17 protein-coding genes are annotated in these 16261 nt (G+C 62.2%); 10 read left to right on the forward strand and 7 right to left on the reverse strand.

What is annotated here, in order from left to right; all coding sequences use genetic code 11:
* Positions 1 to 31: 31 nt before the first annotated feature.
* Positions 32 to 382 carry an IS66 family insertion sequence element accessory protein TnpB gene (gene tnpB, locus SM757_RS01740; protein WP_322463981.1) on the reverse strand — a complete coding sequence of 117 codons (351 nt, stop codon included), beginning with the start codon at positions 380 to 382 and terminating at the stop codon, positions 32 to 34.
* On the reverse strand, positions 358 to 792 hold the full coding sequence (tnpA, locus tag SM757_RS01745) for an IS66-like element accessory protein TnpA (RefSeq protein WP_322463982.1): 435 nt from the start codon (positions 790 to 792) through the stop codon (positions 358 to 360). The genes tnpB and tnpA overlap by 25 nt, the downstream gene beginning before the upstream one ends.
* Positions 793 to 901: 109 nt before the next feature.
* Here tnpA and SM757_RS01750 point away from each other — a divergent pair, with 109 nt between their 5' ends.
* From SM757_RS01750 to SM757_RS01760, 3 genes are all read left to right on the forward strand, one after another.
* A complete protein-coding gene (locus tag SM757_RS01750) occupies positions 902 to 1426 on the forward strand; it encodes an HD-GYP domain-containing protein (protein ID WP_322463983.1) in 525 nt (174 codons plus the stop codon).
* Positions 1427 to 1996: 570 nt separating this feature from the next.
* A complete protein-coding gene (locus SM757_RS01755) occupies positions 1997 to 2539 on the forward strand; it encodes a hypothetical protein (protein ID WP_322463984.1) in 543 nt (180 codons plus the stop codon).
* Between the two features lie 168 nt (positions 2540 to 2707).
* On the forward strand, positions 2708 to 3910 hold the full coding sequence (locus tag SM757_RS01760; protein WP_322463985.1) for a PDC sensor domain-containing protein: 1203 nt from the start codon (positions 2708 to 2710) through the stop codon (positions 3908 to 3910).
* Here SM757_RS01760 and SM757_RS01765 read toward each other — a convergent pair.
* The 4 genes from SM757_RS01765 to istA all read right to left on the reverse strand — a co-directional run bounded on the left by SM757_RS01765 (position 3876) and on the right by istA (position 6741).
* The gene (locus SM757_RS01765) at positions 3876 to 4088 is read right to left on the reverse strand and encodes a hypothetical protein (protein WP_322463986.1); all 213 of its coding nucleotides are present in this window, start codon (positions 4086 to 4088) and stop codon (positions 3876 to 3878) included. The two genes, SM757_RS01760 and SM757_RS01765, sit on opposite strands and share 35 nt — an antisense overlap.
* A gap of 127 nt (positions 4089 to 4215) precedes the next feature.
* Positions 4216 to 4425: a hypothetical protein gene (locus SM757_RS01770; protein ID WP_322463987.1), complete on the reverse strand. Its 210-nt coding sequence runs from the start codon at positions 4423 to 4425 to the stop codon at positions 4216 to 4218.
* Positions 4422 to 5264: an IS21-like element helper ATPase IstB gene (gene istB / locus SM757_RS01775; RefSeq protein WP_322463988.1), complete on the reverse strand. Its 843-nt coding sequence runs from the start codon at positions 5262 to 5264 to the stop codon at positions 4422 to 4424. Before istB ends, SM757_RS01770 begins: the two co-directional genes overlap by 4 nt.
* Complete coding sequence (istA, locus tag SM757_RS01780; protein WP_322463989.1) at positions 5218 to 6741, reverse strand: IS21 family transposase; 1524 nt, start codon at positions 6739 to 6741, stop codon at positions 5218 to 5220. Before istA ends, istB begins: the two co-directional genes overlap by 47 nt.
* Before the next feature lie 863 nt (positions 6742 to 7604).
* Here istA and SM757_RS01785 point away from each other — a divergent pair.
* The 4 genes from SM757_RS01785 to SM757_RS01800 all read left to right on the forward strand — a co-directional run bounded on the left by SM757_RS01785 (position 7605) and on the right by SM757_RS01800 (position 13948).
* Positions 7605 to 8285 carry a sensor histidine kinase gene (locus tag SM757_RS01785; protein ID WP_322463990.1) on the forward strand — a complete coding sequence of 227 codons (681 nt, stop codon included), beginning with the start codon at positions 7605 to 7607 and terminating at the stop codon, positions 8283 to 8285.
* 270 nt (positions 8286 to 8555) lie between these two features.
* Positions 8556 to 9458, forward strand: coding sequence for a helix-turn-helix transcriptional regulator (locus tag SM757_RS01790; protein WP_322463991.1), 903 nt, complete (start codon positions 8556 to 8558; stop codon positions 9456 to 9458).
* 330 nt (positions 9459 to 9788) lie between these two features.
* Complete coding sequence (locus SM757_RS01795) at positions 9789 to 12050, forward strand: AAA family ATPase (protein WP_322463992.1); 2262 nt, start codon at positions 9789 to 9791, stop codon at positions 12048 to 12050.
* An 11-nt stretch (positions 12051 to 12061) separates the two neighbouring features.
* Positions 12062 to 13948 carry a LeoA/HP0731 family dynamin-like GTPase gene (locus SM757_RS01800; protein ID WP_322463993.1) on the forward strand — a complete coding sequence of 629 codons (1887 nt, stop codon included), beginning with the start codon at positions 12062 to 12064 and terminating at the stop codon, positions 13946 to 13948.
* Positions 13949 to 14205: 257 nt separating this feature from the next.
* Here SM757_RS01800 and SM757_RS01805 read toward each other — a convergent pair whose 3' ends face one another.
* A complete protein-coding gene (locus SM757_RS01805) occupies positions 14206 to 14592 on the reverse strand; it encodes a hypothetical protein (RefSeq protein ID WP_322463994.1) in 387 nt (128 codons plus the stop codon).
* Between the two features lie 626 nt (positions 14593 to 15218).
* On the opposite strand from SM757_RS01805, the gene relB reads away from it, so the two are divergent.
* The 3 genes from relB (at position 15219) to SM757_RS01820 (ending at position 16182) form a co-directional block, all read left to right on the forward strand.
* Positions 15219 to 15446 (forward strand): type II toxin-antitoxin system RelB family antitoxin, encoded by a 228-nt coding sequence (relB, locus tag SM757_RS01810; protein ID WP_322463995.1) that lies wholly within the window; start codon positions 15219 to 15221, stop codon positions 15444 to 15446.
* A gap of 119 nt (positions 15447 to 15565) precedes the next feature.
* Positions 15566 to 15847, forward strand: a complete 282-nt coding sequence (locus tag SM757_RS01815; protein WP_322463996.1) for a type II toxin-antitoxin system RelE/ParE family toxin — start codon at positions 15566 to 15568, stop codon at positions 15845 to 15847.
* Positions 15757 to 16182: a HigA family addiction module antitoxin gene (locus SM757_RS01820; protein WP_322463997.1), complete on the forward strand. Its 426-nt coding sequence runs from the start codon at positions 15757 to 15759 to the stop codon at positions 16180 to 16182. Before SM757_RS01815 ends, SM757_RS01820 begins: the two co-directional genes overlap by 91 nt.
* Positions 16183 to 16261 lie beyond the last annotated feature (79 nt).

Genomic DNA, 16261 nt, shown 5'->3' on the forward strand with positions numbered 1-16261 from the left:
TGAGCGCCACGGCCGTGTTGGTCACCTTGCGTCAGCCGACGTGCTCGTACACCCGCTGCGGATGCCGCCTCACGGCGGCCACGTTGATGCCCTCCAGCAGCCAGTGCAGTTGCTCCACCGTCAGCGTCGGCACCGCCGCCTCGTCGGGCCAGACGAACTTGTCGGCCTCAAGCCGCTTGAGAAGGAGCCAGAACCCGTTGCGGTCCCAACCCAGGATTTTTACTCGGGTGCGCCGCTGGTTGCGGAACACGTACACGCACTCGGCGAACGGGTTGAGCCCCAGCGACTTCTCCACCAGCAGCGCCAGGCCGTTGATGCCCATGCGGAAGTCCACCGCCGGGCGGTGCAGGTAGACCTTCAGCCCTTCGTCGAAGCGGAACACCGCACCCTCCCCAGCGCCTCGATCACGCTGCACGCCTGGCCCAGGTCGCAGCCGCGCAGGTCCAGCACGACGCCGTTGGGCAGCCGGGCCTGCAGGTTCACCACGGGCTCAGCCGCGGCCGGTTCGGTGGGCTCGATGCGCACCGGCACAAAGTCCGATGCCTGGGCCTCCACGACCTCGCCGCTGAGTGGGGTGTTCTGTGCCACTGAGCGCTCGTACTGCCGTACCCAGCTGGCGAGCTGGTTGGCATTGACGCCGCATGCGCGGGCGACCTTGGCCAGCGATGCGCCCGGCTCGCGGCACGCCATGATCAGCTCGTGCTTGGCCTTCTCGTCGTAGATGCTGCGCCCGTCGCGCTTGCGGCCTACGACCAGCCGCTGCGCCAACTCGGAAAGATGACTGTCTGACATTACGTGCCCATCTGCCTACGTGGGCACGTACCTTCTCAACAGCCGCCGCGGACCTCAAGGCGTGGTTAATTGCGCGCATACCGCAAGCCATCCCGCGTGCGGCGCCGAGTTGCTGGTTCAAGGCGGTGTGGACGACCTGGTGTGGCTGGAGACCGTGCGGCTGCACCATGACGCCAGCGTCGAAAACCGACCGCTGGAGCAGCTGACGCCGGGGCAGCGGCTGGCGCTGCTGCTGCGCCGGGTCGACATCTACGCCGCCGTGCTCAGCCGCCGGACCGCACGGGCGGCGCTGACGCCGATGGAGGCGGCACGCAAGGTGTGCCTGGGAGCCGACGGACGCCCGGACCTTGTCGGTGCCGCGCTGCTTAGGACCACCGGCCTGTATCCGCCAGGCAGTTTCGTCGAGCTCGTCAGCCGCGAGCTGGCCGTGGTGTTCTCGCGTGGAGCGCGTGCCGACCAGCCGCTGGTGGCCGTGCTTGTCAACGCGCAGGGCGAGCCGCTGCTCGAGCCACGGTTGCGCGACACGGCCCAGCTGGGCTGCGCCGTGCGCAAGGCGGTGCGGCCGGATCAAGTGCCGGTGGAGCCCTCGGCCGCTGCATGGACCAGCATGCAAAAGGCGGCACGGCACGCTTGATCAGCGAAGGCCTTGGTGCAAGGACGCACGTGCCATTCATGGCTTGAAGGAATGGGGTCGTCCGCACCGGGGCCGTTGCCGTCGTGACCGGTTTTTCCTGTGGGGCAGGCAGTTTTTCGATGATGACCAATGCGGCTGCGACACCACCTGTCGCACTCGATGCTCACACTGCATGCTGTTGCCTGAGCGCTCACCAAAGGGGAGCCAGGCCAACACTTCTGTCGGTGCAGATCACTGCGCTGCGTACTGAGCAGCCGGGGGTCTGGCCGGCGATACCAGAGCGGCCGGCACGAGGGAGACAAGAAGGGAAATGGCTAGAAGCGCGACAGAAGACACCCGTAGGAAGTGGCCGAGATCTCGGCCCGTGCGGCTGGGACAGGGGGCTCGTCGAATGCCTGAAGCTTTCTCGCGGTGGCGAGCAGGCGATGCCACCGTTGGAGAGCCTGTGCGGACTGGCTGTGTCACTGGTGTTCGTCGTTCACTTCGCCACGCTGGCACAGCCGTGGTTGGATGGAGTCGGCGTGGTGGGGGGATGTAGTGCGCGCCGTGCATTCCATGCACCCTGCGGGCGTGGACCTGTTCTCCCTAGTCACTGGGATGCTCGTCTACGTCACGCTCATGCGCCGGGCGCAGCCCTGGTGGGCCTGCTTGGCGCGCCGCGTGCGTTGTATCCACCTGGCCTTCCCGGCGGCTTTCACTGTCTACCTGGTGGTGGCCGCGGCCATGCCGGCGCCGGGCAAGCTGTTCGACAGGGGCCTGTCGGCGTACCTGCTCACCAATGTGCTGCGGCTCCCCGCTCTCCTGCTCATCACGCCGGTCACCGTCGTGGCGTGGTCGTTGCCGTACGAGATGTTCCTCTACTTGGCAGCATCTCTGGTCATGGGCCTGTGCTGCCTGAGGCAGCGGCCGGCGTCCTGGCACGCAGGCGCCCCGGCGGTGCTGAGTGCCGGGTTGCTTGCTCGTGCCGTCGCTGCTGTTCCTCCTGATGGTCGAGCGAGCTTTCTCGCTGCAGTTGCCACCCCGCTGCCCTGCGATGCCGAGCGGCTCCTGGCGGTCGCTCCACCGGACGGCATGGCCACAAGGCGGCTGCTGACGGCACGCGCTACCGGCTGACAGCCGATCGTTCATCTACCCCGGTCGGCACACCGCCCAATGAGGCGGTGGGGACCGGTGTTGCTCGCACAATCTATGCACAACGACCGTCTTGCTGCCGGACCACGACCGGCCCTGTCTGCTCCATCCTGGCGCGACGCCAGCACCTTGCTCGTTGGCGCGCTCCTGATGGTGCTGCTGAGCGCCACCGCGCTGGCCCTGCTCTGGCGCAGCCGCGACGACGCCCTGGCCACCTGGGAACAGTTCCTGGGCAGTTTCTCGGCCGCCGTGGCCGGACATGCGACGCAGACGCTGCAATCCGCCGATGCCGTGCTGAAGAACGTGATGGAGCAGGTCAAGGTGCACGGGCCCGACAGCGAGGAAGCGCTGCGGCGGCTGTCGATTTCCACGCCCTTTCAGGATCTGCTGCGTGACCGGGCTGCCCGGCACCCTGCCATTGGGTTCGTCGCAGTTGCCGACGTGGAGGGGCGTATCCTCAGTGCCAGTCTGCCGATGCCGACGCTGGATGAGCCGAGCCAAATGCGAGTTCGGGCCTTCATCGCTGATTCGGCCCGGGACGTCGACCTTCTGATTCCGCCGCGAGGTTGCACCGCGGGTAGCGAAGCTTTCTGCCTGGTACGCAAGATCCGTACGGCCTCTGGCCGCGTGATCGGACTGGCACTGGCCGGCATCGAGACCCGCCACTTCAAACGCTTCTACCGGTCGGTCAGCCTCGGCCATGGCGACTCGGCCATCCTGCTGCTCAGCCGTGACGCCTCGCTGTTGGCACGGCATCCCCCGCGTCCCGAAGCCCTGGGCTTGCCTTACGGCGGCGAGCCGTCCGTCCAGGCGGCGGCCAAGGCGTGGGCCGAGGGACGCAGCGCTGCAGTCGTGCGCATGCAGGAGTCCGCGCACGGGACGCCGCAAATGTCGGCCGTGTACGCCGTCACCGGCTTTCCGCTGATGGCGAGCGTCTCGGCCAGTGATTCACTGGTCCTGGCCAGTTGGCGGCGCATGGCCTGGTTCGTCAGTGTTGGCACGGTGCTGGTGGATCTGCTGATTGCCGCCATGGCGTTGCACGCTCACCGCCTGAAGGTCCAGCGCCGCACCGCGCTGCGACAGCTTGACGCCGCACGCGCCGAGGCTGAGAGCGCCAGCCAGGTGTTGGCGGCGGTCAGGAAGCGCGTGTATTCGGTGGTGAGGTCGCGCTTTTCGGCGGTGTCGACGCGCTTTTGCGGCGGCCATCTGCGCGCCGGCTGGGCATCAGCTGTACGCGGCGGATCGGTGGCGGCGATGGGCTGCCGCGGCCTTGGACGACGTGCGGCTGAGGCGGCGGCTGTGCTGGTGAAGGCGGGGGCTATGTCGGAGCGGCAGAGCTGCGCAGCGCGCTGAGCCGGGCGTTGACCGCGCCAAGTTCAGCGAGGTGGCTTTCTTGGCGGGCGGTCAGCTGCAGCCGCTCAGCGTCGCCAGCGGCGAGCATGTGACTCTCAATTGCCCGCTCGATGGCCAGCAGCTCGTGCTCCAGCCGAGTGCGGTGGGCGTGCAAGTGCGCGTGATCGTCCGTGTCCATGCACGGCAGTTTTGCAGCAGGCGTGCGCCGGGCGGACCGGGCGTGCCCCGGCGAAGATCCAGTTCGCTTCCCAGAGACCCCGGGAGGGGTGCCGGAGCTTCAAGGCCATGAAGAGGCGCAGCAGCCGTCAGAACGGCTCATCCGGGTCCAAGGGCAGCGAGCACTGCTGCGTCACACGGTCGTCGCGCAGCGCGCGCTGGATCTCGGGCCCGTAGGCAGCCCAGAGGTGGTCGCGCAACAAGTCCACGGCCTCGAAGACCGCCAGTGCCTGCTCCGGCGTCCAGTGGGTGGGCAGTTCGATGCACCACGCCGTCTCGGATCCGGCAGTGGTACTCATGCACGGGCCTTTGCGGTTGAGCGCGCGCGCGTGGCGGCGGTGCGGGCAGCCGCACGCTGCGCGGCCCGCTCCTCGGCTTCCTTCTGCCGGTACGACTCGCCGTCGATGCGCACCACCTCTGCCCGGTGCATCAGGCGGTCCACCAGCGAGACGACGCAGGCGGCGCTCGGGAAGACCTGGTTCCATTCGGCGAACTTCTTATTCGTAGTGACCACCGTGCTTTTGCTCAGGTAGCGCCGGCTCACGAGCTCGAACAGCAGGTCGGCGTGGCGATCGGAGTAGGAGAGGTAGCCGACCTCGTCAATCAAGAGGACGTCAGGTGTGGCGTAGCGCTGCAGCCGCCGGCGCAGTGCCGAGTCGCTGTCCAGTGCCGCGAGTTCGCTGAGCATCTGGCCGGCGGTGGTGAAGAGCACGGTGTGACCGGCCAGCACGGCTTGGTAGCCGAGGTTGGCCGCGCACATGGACTTGCCCACGCCGTTGGGACCGACCAGCACGACGTTGGTGGCGTCCTGCAGGAACTGCAGCCCCATGAGCTCCTCGATGGCGGCGCGGTCGACCTCGCGTGGCCAGTTCCAGTCGAAGTCGGCCAGTGGCTTGAACTGCCCCAGGTGCGCGTCGCGCAACCGACGTTCCAGGCTGCGGTCAGCCCGCTCGGCCAACTCCCACTGCAGCCACTGGTGCACGCGGCGCTGTGACTCGGGGTCGGCGGTGATCTCGCTCCAGTGCGCCAGTAGCCCGTGCAGACGCAACGCCTTGGCCTGCTCGCGCAGTTCCGCCAGCGTGAAGGTGGCGTCAGTCCTCGGCTTGGTCTTGGGCAGGGTGTTCGGGACGGCAGCCATGGCGGTCATAGATCTCCAGCGGGTGAGGACGCACCGGCGCGTCGCGGCGGGCGACGTGCTCAGGCAGGATCAGCGGGATGGGCGGCGGCAGTCCGGCAGCCTCCCGGGCACGCTCCAGTGCCAAGCTCACGGCGTTGGGATGCGGCACGCCGCGGCCGATGGCGTCGAGGATGGCGTCCTGCAGCGGCTGCGCACCGTAGCGCTGCAGCAGCCGCAGCAGCGCGGAAGTGATGGCTCCGAGGTTGTGACCGCGCGCGGCGGCCATTTGCAGCAGCTGCGCGCTGGCCGGTGCGGCTTGGGCCAGCTGGTCGTAGCCGCGGTTCTGTCGCGCTTGGCGCTTGTGCGCGACCAGGTCTTGCACATGCGCCGGGTCCTCGATCTGCTGGCCACGGTCCCAGCAACGCGCGTGGCAGGCCAGCTCGGCGGGCCCGTCGAAGATGCGCACGCGTTGCTCGTCGGCCAGCACTGCCAGGGTGCGCTGCACGTGGGTGTGAGGCACCGAGTAGTCGTTGAGGTCGAAGCGCACGTAAGGCGTCTTGCCCACCGCGACGGCCACGCGCTCGCCCAGTACCCAGTCGTACGAAGGCAGTGGCAGCAGATGAGCACGCTCAGCCTCGAACGCGGCGCCGACCGTCATGCGCTGATCCTCGGGCCAGGGCCGCTCGCACGCGGCACCATCGCACCAGCGCCGGGCCTGGTCGTTAAGGTCGGCCAAGTCGGTGAAGCTGCGGGCGGCGAAGAAGTTGGTACGGATGTAGTTGATGGCTCTCTCCACGCGGCCCTTCTCGTTCCCGCGCGCCACGGCCACGGGCCGGGGCTCGAAGCGGTAGTGCGACGCCAGGCGCAGCAGCGTGGGGTTGAACCGGATGGCATCGCCCACGCGCTCCAGCACAGCACTCTTGAGGTTGTCGTACAACAAGATGCGAGCGCAACCGCCATGTGCCGTAAAGGCTTCGACGTGACCGCGCAGGAAGCTGTCCATGCGTGCGTCCATGCAGAATCGCAGGAAGATCCGGCGCGAGTAGCTCAGCACCATCACGAAGGCCATGAGCGGCCGCCGCGCCCGGCCGACCTCGATATGGCCCATGTGAGCCCAGTCCACCTGAGCCTGCTCGCCAGGCAGCGTGCGCAGCCGCAGGTAAGCCTGTGCCGCGGGCCGTGGCCGCATCCCGGCCACCAGTTCCCGGAAGTGACGCTGGCAGCCCGCGTAGCCGCGCTCGCACACCATCACGTACAGCCGGCTGGCCGTGAGCGTCGGGTACTTGGTCAGCGTCTCGGCAATGAAGGCGCGGTACGGGTCGACTCGGCTCGGGCGCGGCACAGGCGTGTACGCGTGTGGCGTGAGGCCTTCGGCGGCGAGCACGCGCCGCACGGTACTGTGGTGCACGCCCAGTTGGTACGCAATGGTGCCCACCGGCCAGAGCTCGGCGTGGTGCAGCCGCAGGATCTCGGCGCCCAGATCAGGGGAGATGGTCACGACCGTGCCTCCTGCGCAGGAAGTCCTGGCGCACATGAGGCAGCAGTGGTTGCCGGCAGTGTCGGCACTGCCACGGCAGCGGTATGCCGGGCGCAGGCGTCGATGCCTTGGGAACTGCGATGACGGTGGTGCTGGCACATGCGGCCAGTGGAGCCGCCGCTGCCAGTGTGGGGCAACCCTGATGCGTCACGATGTTGGGGCTGGCCACCTTGGCCGCGGCGTCGCCACGTGCGGCCTGGCGCGCACGCCAGCGCTGTGAGCGCGCGGCATGCAACAGACGGCCGCGGCGGCTTTGCTGGTAGCGCTGGGCAGCCTCACGGCGGCGTTCACGCCGTGCTGCACTGGAGCACTCGCGCCCGCAATAGTGCTGGCCGCGATCGCAGTGGCTGCACAGCAGCACCTGCGCGCGGCAGCGGCTGCACAGGAACAAGCGGGGAGATCGCTCCACTGCGGCACGGCACCTCGGCATTGGCAGCCGAAGTGCTGGACGCCCTGACGTGCTCGGTGCAACACTGGTGCTGCACTCACTGTCGTGACGACCGTGGTGTGGGACACGGCGCGGCATGCCTCTGCCACGAAGTTGGCCGCTGCCGTGTCCGCCTTAATGCCTTCGGCGAGTACTGCCGTTGTAGCCCCCTCGCATGGTGCTCGCCGCGCTGCTTACAGCGTTCTTGGCGCCGATACCCCCTGCCTGAACGACGCAACTTCGCCCGGCAGGCCGCCCTGCAGGGCGGCCTGCCGGGCGGGCTCTCTCATGCAAGCGCTACAGGAGCCTTGCTGCTCAAAAAGCGCGACCTCACCACCGGAATTGCGCGCTTCCTAAGCGCCGTTCACACCAGGCCAAGTCGCGCTTTCTCTCCACCATGAGCCACGAGTTGCGCACGCCGCTCAACGCCGTGATCGGCTTCAGTGACGTGCTGGCACAGACGCCGCTGCCCGGCAAGGCTGGTGAACACGTCGGGCACATCCAGCAAGCTGGCAGACAACTGCTGGCGCTGATCGAGGACGTGCTGGACTTCGCCCAAATCGAAGACGGCGAGGTGCAACTGCAGCAGGCGCCGTTCGAGCTTGGGGTGCTGCTCCAGGCAGCATGCGACGAGACCCAGCCCCAGGCCGCTGCCAAGGGCCTGGCCCTGCGGCTTGACCTTGCCTCGGACCTGCCCGGTCAGGTCATTGGGGATGCCTTGCGGCTCAAACAGGTGCTGGTTCACCTGCTGTCCAACGCCGTGAAGTTCACGCCGGCGGGCAGCGTCACCCTGGCCGCTACAGCGAGCGCACACGGAGACCTGCGTACCACGCTGCGCCTGGAGGTCAAGGACAGCGGCATCGGTATCGCACCCGAGGTGCAGTCACACATCTTCAACGCCTTCACGCAGCTTGACGGCACTCCCACGCGGCGCTTTGGAGGTGCCGGGCTGGGCTTGTCCATCGTGCAGCGACTGGTGACGATGATGGGCGGGCACCTTGAGCTTACGAGCACTCCTGGCCAGGGCAGTACGTTCAGCGTGAGCCTGCTGCTGGAGACAGCCAGTGGCGCGCACTGAGGAAGGAGTGTCTGGCCTGGTCGTATCCGCCGTACAGCGCGACGCCTTGTCGACGGGGCGACCGCCCACCTTCGTTGGCCTGCCAGTGCGTAGCATCCCAGTGATGCGGCTGGCCTGCGCAATCCAACACGCAGATGTCACTTTCGTGTCCCAGCCAGTGAGCAATACGACACGCCCTGTCGCGAGGCCAATGTACATTGAGTTACTAACACTGCCGCACCAGCCGGGTTTGGGCGCTGGCGGTACCGAGTCTGCCCGATCTGCTCACCCATGCCCTCGCCAGAAGAACACGACAAGCTGCCCATCCGACTCACGCAAATCTTGCGACGTCTCAACGAGGGCGAGTCATTGGAGCCGCATGCGCTGTCCCAGGAGTTCGGTGTCAACTTGCGCACCATCCAGCGCGACCTGAACGAGCGGTTCGCGTTCCTGCCACTAGAGAAGACGGCTGCGGGCTATACGTTGGCGCAAAGCTACCTGGGCAAGCTCAGCTACCCCGATGTCGAACGCTTCGCCTGCCTGGCCGGCATCCAAAGACTCTACCCGGCACTCACGCGAGACTTCCTCCGCGGCTTGCTCGAAGGGCGCCTGGAGTCGGCTTTGCTAATCAAGGGACATAACTACGAAGACGTGGGCGAACGTACACCGCTGTTCAAGCAACTGGAGCAGGTCATTCTTCGCCGCGAGCGCATCAGCTTCATCTATCACAAGGGTTCGGGAACAAAGACCTACGATAACTTCGAGCCCTACCGTCTGATCAACCACACCGGGGTGTGGTACCTCGCCGGCATGGACGGCGACCGGCTCAAAGCCTTCACTTTCGCCAAAATCGACCGGCTGCTGCCGCTGGGCACCACGTTCGAGCGCGCTGCGCACATCGATCAAATGCTCGTCGACGAGGACAGCATCTGGCTTAACGAGAACAAGTCGGAGGTGGTGCTCAAGGTGTCGAAGGAAGCAGCCGAGTACTTTAGGCGCCGTAAGCTCATCGCGGGGCAGGTGCTGGAAAAGGAGCTTCAGGACGGCGGGATCATCGTCTCCGGCCGGATCGCGCATGCCGATCAGATCCTGCCCATCGTGCGGTACTGGATCCCGAACGTACAGGTCATCAGCCCTGAGGGCATGCAGGCGGACCTCAACCGCCAACTGTTGGCTTACACGGCATCGGGCTGACGCAAGTTATCAAAGCGTTTACCAAAATGCTCGGGGCACTGGCACTGCGGGATCAAGGCCATTACTCCAGACGCGCCGTCGCAGCGCCACGTGCCGGGGCCAGCTCAAAAATCGCTGATTTTTCAATCGCGCTGCTGCTCGACCTCGTGTCGCGCTTAACCAGAATGCCGGATCAATCCCCGTTCGGTGCAGACACCGGCGCTCGGAGGTCGTGCGTGTCCTCACACGAACGCAGCCGTTCAGCTGATCGGCGGCCAGTGAGTAGATCGACCTGATGGACACATCCAATCAAGCATCACTCTTCAATGTATAAAGCAAAAAGGAATAAAGATGTTAGCGCAACGGACGTCGCAGGTTCAAAGTCTCGATCTGCCTAGAAAGACACAGAATAACAATCCGGCCTATATATATGATGAGATCATTGCTTCCGTCCAGGAGTCGATCGACCGCATTACTCAGTCGCCTTCGCCACGGCTTGACCACGAAAGCGTGGCGCATGAGAAAGAAAAGGCGCTTGCGCTGCTGAACGATTACAAGCTCAAAATTTCGGGAGCGCTTGAGGAACTGCGCAGCTTGGCGGAATGGGACGTGTTCACCATCTCGATGTATGGTGAAACCAACGCTGGCAAGTCCACCATCATTGAGACCTTGCGCATCCTGCTGGGCGAACCTAGCAAGCGGGAAACTCAAGCAAAGTTCCGCAGCATTGCCCAACGCGTCCAGTTCAACGGCGAGCACATCGCGACGTTGCAAGACCGGCTGAAAGCAGCTGCCGCGCAAAAGCAACTCAGTGAGCAGGATTTGCAGGCCTTGCGCTTGAGGCATTCAGGTGCAGAGGATGGCTTGCAGCAGAGGCTGAAGCAGTTGAAGTCCGACGCCCAGCATAAGCGCAGCGCGCTCAGCCTTTGGCAGAAGATTTTCCATTTATTCAAGAAGCTCGAAGAAGAAAAACAACTGGCCGATGAAGCCAGGAATCTGCAGCATCTGCAGGCGCAGCACCGAGCCTCCGAGCACGAATATCAAGCTCGTATCGACGACGCTGGAGCGCAGGCTCAACGCCATAAGCAAGAATTGGCCTGCATCCAGGACAGCTTGGCACAGTTGGCCCCCCTTCAGGACGGTTCCATTATCGGTAACGGGCATTCCGATTTCACGCTGGAGTCTCAAAGCTACCATTTCGATGTGCAGGGCCAAAAAATTACCCTGCTCGACGTGCCTGGCATCGAGGGCGAAGAAAGCAAGGTAAGCGAAGCCATCAATGGCGCGGTAAAGAAGTCGCATGCCGTCCTTTACATCACGCGCAAGCCATCCCCGCCGAACAAGGGCGAGGGAAACCAGCTTGGCACCCTGGAAAAGATACGACAGCACCTGGGCAGCCAGACCGAAGTCTGGGCTGTCTACAACAAAGGCATCACCAACCCCATGGCGCTGCGAGGGCCCCAACTGCTCAATGACGGGGAGTCCGCTAGCCTTCAGGACCTCGAGAAAGAGCTTCGGGCACAGCTCGGCGACAGCTACCAAGGCTGCATCAGCTTGAGCTCATTGCCGGCCTTCTACTCCGCCACGGACTGCCTGCTTCCTACCAACTCGCACTACAAAAACCGGCAGAAGTTTCTGGCAGGAATGGACGCGGAGGCGCTGCTCGAGAAGAGCAATTTCTCGTCATTTGTGCGCTTTATCAGTCAAGAGATATGCCGCGGTTACAAGGAAAAAATTCATAGATCAAACGTACGCAAGATCCAGGTCGGTGTCCAGGATGGGCAGAGGATGCTGGATGAGATGTTTAAGACTTTCTCCACCGCAAGGCAGAACCTGAGCAAACAGCACAAGTCAACCACGCGGGAACTCGACAACCTTGAGGATGCCATCGCGCGCCGGATCAAGAGCCGCTGCCGAGACCGACTTGCAGAAGCCAAGACCAAGAAGCGCCAAGCCATCTACTGCCATATCGAGGATGACCTGAGTAACGACGACTTCAAGCTAATGCTTGAGTCCACCATCGATGCGTTGAAGACCGAGCTGGTAGAAGATCTTCAAGAAGCACTGCATGCCGAAGTCGAGGTCTTCGAAGCAGAGATCAAGGAAGTGGTGACGCGCTTCAAAAAGAATGCTGACGAGATATTGGAGCTCAATATCAATCGCCACTTCGGCGCAGGACCAGGGCACTTCGCGCTTGAGTTTAAGATAGACAACGGCATTAATACGTTTGGGCTGCTGTCGTCGCTTGGTGGAGCAACGGCGATGATCTGGGCGGCCTTTTTCTCATCCAATCCGCTGGGATGGACGCTGGCGGCCGCACTGGGGGCAGTGACCTTGATCTTCAGTCTCTACAAGTCGGTGCGGAGTTTCTTCAGCACGTCATACAAAATGGAGCAGCAGCGAAAATCGGCTGATGAGAACCTAGCCAAGGTTTTCGACAAGATTGAGGACATGCTTGACGAACGGCTGGCCGAGGCCGCCGGTGAGATGAAACAGACCATCGATAAGCTCAAGCAGCAGTTGTCTGCGCCGCTGCACTCTGTGATGGCTGTAATTCAGGCGCTTCAGACTGCGAGCAAGGACATGGCTCACATCGAAAGCAAGATTGCATAAGAGGGACGGACATGAGCAACGCCATTAATTACTTCAGCCAGCAGAAGCAGCAGGCGCTGGGCATCCTTAAAAAGCTTGCCGAATTTGTCCGCCAGGGAGCGGAGCTGGGCATGAACCTCCACCCGGAACTGGTGCAGAAGGTGCGCAACGGGCTTGATGCAGTGAAAGACGAAAAGCTGCGTGTTGCGCTGATCGGCGGCTTCTCGGAAGGCAAGACGTCGATTGCTGCCGCATGGATGGAAAGGCTGGACGAGGCCAGCATGAAGATAAGCCACCAAGAGTCTTCCAACGAAGTGAAGGTCTATGACGTGGAGGGGCGGCTGCAGCTCATCGACACTCCTGGCCTGTTCGGTTTTAAGGAGCAGGTCAATACGGACACGATGGCGATCGAGAAATACAAGGACATCACCAAGCGGTATGTGAGCGAGGCTCATCTCGTGCTGTACGTGATGAACTCCACGAACTCGATCAAGGAGAGCCATGCCGATGACCTCAAGTGGCTGTTCCGCTCGCTCAATCTGCTGCCCCGGACGGTATTCGTGCTCAGCCGCTTCGACGAGGTCGCGGACGTGGCGGATGAAGCAGACTATTTAGAGAAGTTTCTCGTCAAGAAGTCGTCCATTGCGCAACGTTTAGATGATGTGCTTGGCTTGAGCCCGGAGGAGAAATCGGGACTATCCATCGTGGCGGTGGCTGCCAATCCATTTGATCTGGGAACGAAGCACTGGCTTGCCAATCTGGACGAGTTCAAGCGCCTGTCGCATATTGGCAGTCTCCAGGAGGCGACCGAGGCCAGAATCCAGCAAAGCGGAGGTGCGCTGGCACTGGCGCACGAGGTCAAGAGAAGCATCATCTCTGACATCATCCAGAAGCAACTGCCCGTTGCGAGGGAGGGCTTCGAGACGTTGCACGAGGAATCGCAGCGCATGGGAGCCATGCGCTGCGACCAGGAGTACGAGCTTGGCAAGGTGTCAAGGAAGATCAGCGAGGCACGCATCAGCCTGCGTGGTCGTGTGATCCGTTACTTCGAGGACCTGCTCTTGCAGAGCCTCGGCGTAAGCCTGGAGACCTTCAATGACTTCTTCCATCGGGAAATCGGCACGGAAGGCCGGCTGATCAACCAGCGCGTGCAAGAAATTTTCTCCGATGAGGTCAGCAGCATTACTCAGGACCTGAGCCGTATCCAACTGAAGGTGGACTCAGAACTGGCCCACTTCAACAACGTAGTCCTGTCAATGGGCAAGCAGGGCCTGGACTATCTGGTCAAAGGTAACGTCATCAATAACCAAAGTGTGCTGATGGTGCGTGACGGCATCGGTGCAGCAGCCAAGGCGATAGGACTTGATCTAGGGGGGCTGCTCAAGTTCAAGCCGTGGGGTGCTACCAAGTTTGCCAACGGACTCAATGGTGCACTGTCCGTGCTGGGACTGGCGTTGGAGGCGTGGGACTCATATCAGCAGGAGGAGCGCAGGCGCAGGTTCGAAGAAGCGAAGAAGCAACTGCGAGATAACCTATCGCGCCAGTGCCAGGAGATTGTCGAACTCATTGATAGCCAAAATTTCCCCAACACGTTCTTCCCAGCGCTGGCCCAACTCGAAGGCCAATTGCAGACGCTGCAGCGCGAGCTAGAGCACCTGTCGCGCAGGCACGAGCGATTCAAGCAGTGGTACACATTCGGAGAAAGCATCGACGTGGAGTTTCGCGAGGTGGGCGGAAAGCTGCCTCCGCTGGCTCCAGAGGCCGCCCCTTCCCGACCTGTGCAGGCGACTGCAGAACGTGACTTCATGGAGGCGATCTCAACCGCAGCTTCGCCTGCTGGAGTCGATCCCAGGCGTGACATGATCGACGTCGAAACAAGGCCAGCCAAGAAAAGCCTGTGGCAGAGGTTGTTTTCCTGAGCTTAAATGAACGCGCGTCGACGCGCGGATCGCCTGGCCTGTAAGGCACGCAGCGACCTTTGCCGAGCGGCGTTGGTTGCTGCTAACACACATTAGTAAACGGCGTCGTTTTTTGACCTGCCCCCGCCGATGTACCAGGCATTGGGAAGTTGAGTCCTAGGTGGCACGTTGCTTCGTCCCCTGCTTGGGCGCAGCCTCGGACTCAACAGTCGAATTGTTGGTACGCCTACGGGGGGCAGGTCATGAGAAACAGGCTCTTAAAACCCCCACACGCATTCGCGGGAGTTGCTGTTGACCCATTTTTCGATTTGCGATGCAGCTATTCGGTTAAGCTCGATATCCATGGAGTTATAGATGGTGACTTTGGATTGATTGATGCCGGTTTCATCAATATCAATTCTTCTGTAGTAATTATGCTGATCGCCCCGATTTTTGCCTTTATAATCAATAGTGATCTTCTTTAGGGCTGGATATTCATTATATTCCATGTCATATAAATTTCGGCTGCAGTATCCGCTCATTTCTGATATCGTCAGCGCAGTCTGCTTGATCGTTCCTGGCGAGACAAAAACATTCAACGGCTTCCGTTCTTGGAGCGCTTGGCCAGACGTTGCACAACCGGTGACAACGCTCGCTAAAGCCACAATAGATAAAATCCTTCTATTCTGCATTTTCGTTCTGGAGTGGATTGCTAGAGCATGGTTCTCCGCCTAACGAGTAGTTGGGCTTCAACCAGAAATCAGCCTATGTTGATTGATGGGAAAGGATGTGCATACGTCGTAGTTTGCACGTGGCGACCTAGACAATGTCTGCACTGAAGCAGCAACGATGCAAGCAGCCTTCTGTTAGCTTGGCAAGGCGTTAAAATGTCACATAGTTTTAGAATTTTTGTCGCTAGTCCTTCAGCCAGATAATCTGCTTCTTCCGGTAGGAGCAATGAACAAACGCGCTTACTCGAACTGGCTTCAGCGTGCACTACGCAGTAAAGACATGATTGCTGAAGCTAACAGAAGCGTCCGGGGTGAACTTTGGGTACTCACTCAATTTGACATAAAAGCCGATGCTAAATTCAGGTCTGTAAAGAGTAATGTGAAAGGAGCCCCATCCTGCGTTTGGCCACGTGCTCTAAAACTAAACTCTGGCTGTGAAGTATTGCGAGTCGTAGGATGAGAGAAAATTCCATGTGCTGCTGTGTTTACGCGTTTGCTGTTGGCAACCGGCAGACGACAACACGAAAATGCCCTGCGTGTATCGCGTAAGGAGGGGTGCCATGGCGCTGTCCATCCGCTTGCCAGAAGACGTGGAGGCTCGGTTGAACCATTTGGCCGCGCTCACCGGGCGCACCAAGACTTTCTTGATCATCGAGGCAGTGCGCGAGCACCTTGACGATTTGGAAGACCTGTACCTCGCGGAGCAACGCCTGAGTGACATTCGTGCAGGCAAAACCCAAACCGTGTCGCTGGAAGAGGTGATTAAACGGTATGGCCTGGACGGTTGAGAGCCGGCCCCGGACGCCCGACGCCAACTATTGACGACTGGAGCCTAATGAACGCAGGACAGCGCAGCTTGCTACTTCTCTTTGCTGTGGCGTGAGGCGCCGCACGCTACAATTGCCGTATGGCCATCAAGAGCTTCCTGCACAAGGGCGTGAAACGGTTTTTCGAGACTGGCAGCACAGCGGGCATCCAGGCCCAGCACGCGCCCCGACTGGGCACCATGCTGACGTTCCTGAACGCAGCCAAAGCCCCTCAGGACATGAACCTGCCCGGCTGGAAGCTGCACCCGCTCAAGGGCTCGCTTGCCGGCCATTGGGCTGTTTCGGTCAGCGGCAACTGGCGGCTGACCTTCACCTTCGACGGCACCGATGCGGTACTGGTCGATTACCAGGACTACCACTGAGGACTGACACCATGGGTCGCATGTTCAATCCCCCTCACCCTGGCCTGACGCTGCGCGATGACGTGCTGCCCGCTCTTGGTCTGACCGTGACCGAGGCCGCCGCTCAGCTTGGCGTGGACCGCACCACGCTGTCGCGGGTGCTCAACGGCCGCGCTGGCATTTCGCCCGAGATGGCCTTGCGCATCGAAGCCTGGCTGGGCAAGGACCGCGGCGGCGATGCCACCGTGTGGCTGGCCGTGCAATCCGCCTATGACCACTGGCAGGCTGAGCAGCATGTCAAGGAGGTGCCGCTGAACGTGCGGCCGGCGCCCCGGCCTCAGGGCCCGGTGGCCTGAGCCAGCGTCTGGGTCGCCTGGACTTTGGAGCGTACATCAAAGCGCATGTGAGCCAACTCGGTGTTGCTCATGTCGAGGT

It is taken from the genome of Azohydromonas lata, from assembly GCF_034427735.1.
GTDB lineage: Bacteria > Pseudomonadota > Gammaproteobacteria > Burkholderiales > Burkholderiaceae_C > Azohydromonas > Azohydromonas lata.

Excerpts from the sequence above, each read along its gene's own strand:
- tnpA (WP_322463982.1), bottom strand. The coding sequence starts at position 792 with ATGTCAGACAGTCATCTTTCCGAGTTGGCGCAGCGGCTGGTCGTAGGC.
- SM757_RS01760 (WP_322463985.1), top strand. The coding sequence starts at position 2,708 with ATGGTGCTGCTGAGCGCCACCGCGCTGGCCCTGCTCTGGCGCAGCCGC.
- SM757_RS01765 (WP_322463986.1), bottom strand. The coding sequence starts at position 4,088 with ATGGACACGGACGATCACGCGCACTTGCACGCCCACCGCACTCGGCTG.
- SM757_RS01770 (WP_322463987.1), bottom strand. The coding sequence starts at position 4,425 with ATGAGTACCACTGCCGGATCCGAGACGGCGTGGTGCATCGAACTGCCC.
- istB (WP_322463988.1), bottom strand. The coding sequence starts at position 5,264 with ATGGCTGCCGTCCCGAACACCCTGCCCAAGACCAAGCCGAGGACTGAC.
- SM757_RS01785 (WP_322463990.1), top strand. The coding sequence starts at position 7,605 with ATGAGCCACGAGTTGCGCACGCCGCTCAACGCCGTGATCGGCTTCAGT.
- SM757_RS01790 (WP_322463991.1), top strand. The coding sequence starts at position 8,556 with ATGCCCTCGCCAGAAGAACACGACAAGCTGCCCATCCGACTCACGCAA.
- SM757_RS01795 (WP_322463992.1), top strand. The coding sequence starts at position 9,789 with ATGTTAGCGCAACGGACGTCGCAGGTTCAAAGTCTCGATCTGCCTAGA.
- SM757_RS01800 (WP_322463993.1), top strand. The coding sequence starts at position 12,062 with ATGAGCAACGCCATTAATTACTTCAGCCAGCAGAAGCAGCAGGCGCTG.
- relB (WP_322463995.1), top strand. The coding sequence starts at position 15,219 with ATGGCGCTGTCCATCCGCTTGCCAGAAGACGTGGAGGCTCGGTTGAAC.
- SM757_RS01815 (WP_322463996.1), top strand. The coding sequence starts at position 15,566 with ATGGCCATCAAGAGCTTCCTGCACAAGGGCGTGAAACGGTTTTTCGAG.